The following is an 837-nucleotide window of genomic DNA, read 5'->3' as shown; positions in this document are numbered from 1 at the left end:
TGAAGTGACCCCTGTCAAGTAGACAGTATTCAAAAAACACAACTAAGCAACCTGAGTTCTATATTTATATGGACTCAGGTTATTTAGTTTCTTTTGGAACCTTTGGTGATTATAAAAGTGTATATATTTGCGCACAGCAAACTTAACCTCATCAGCTGTGCGGAAAGAGTATAAATGAAAACACTCTGACTTAAAGTGACTGAAGAAGCTTTCTATACAAGCATTGTCCCAACAGTTTCCCTTTCTGGACATACTAGCCTTCATCTGATATTTTTTGAGTAGTTGATTATATTGACGAGATGTGTACTGGAACCCCTGATCACTATGCAGGAGAATCCCTTTCACGTTTCGTTTTTTTCTTGCTTTTTTAAGTGTGTCTAGTACTAGTTTCAGGTCATTTCTACGACTAATTTCATAGGCAACAATTTCATTGTTGTATAGGTCTTTAATAGCGGATAAGTACAATCTCTGTCCATTGAAAATCAAATAGGTAATATCTGTTACCCATTTTTCGTTTGGTTTGGAAGCTTGAAAATCCCTGTTCAGATGGTTATCTGAAATCACATAAGCTTCTTTCTTCCCGTAATAAGGTCGTTTTCTCCTAATAATAGCTTTGATACCTAGTTCACCCATCAACCTTTGTATACGTTTGTGATTAAAATGAAGGTTATAAGTGGCTTTCAGCCAAACTTGTACTCTCCTGTATCCATAAATCCCTTTAAGTTTTTTATGACACTCCAATATCTTCTTTTTTATTTCGGTATCTTCCAATTGTTTTTCAGAAGGCGTCAACTGTCGCTTAATCCATTTGTAGTACCCACCTCTAGTTACTCCAGC

The 837-nt window shown here is 36.0% G+C and carries 1 protein-coding gene; it reads right to left on the bottom strand.

Annotated features, from left to right (window positions below; all coding sequences use genetic code 11):
• Positions 1–42: 42 nt before the first annotated feature.
• Positions 43–837, bottom strand: a 795-nt coding sequence (locus tag JDS82_RS28970; protein ID WP_199714324.1) for an IS3 family transposase, incomplete at its 5' end; no start/stop codon positions are given.

The organism is Bacillus cereus group sp. N14, from assembly GCF_016483555.1.
In the GTDB taxonomy this organism is placed as follows: domain Bacteria; phylum Bacillota; class Bacilli; order Bacillales; family Bacillaceae_G; genus Bacillus_A; species Bacillus_A wiedmannii.
Note: the sequence above shows the minus strand (reverse complement) of the source record. Positions and strands in the feature narration are given on the sequence as shown.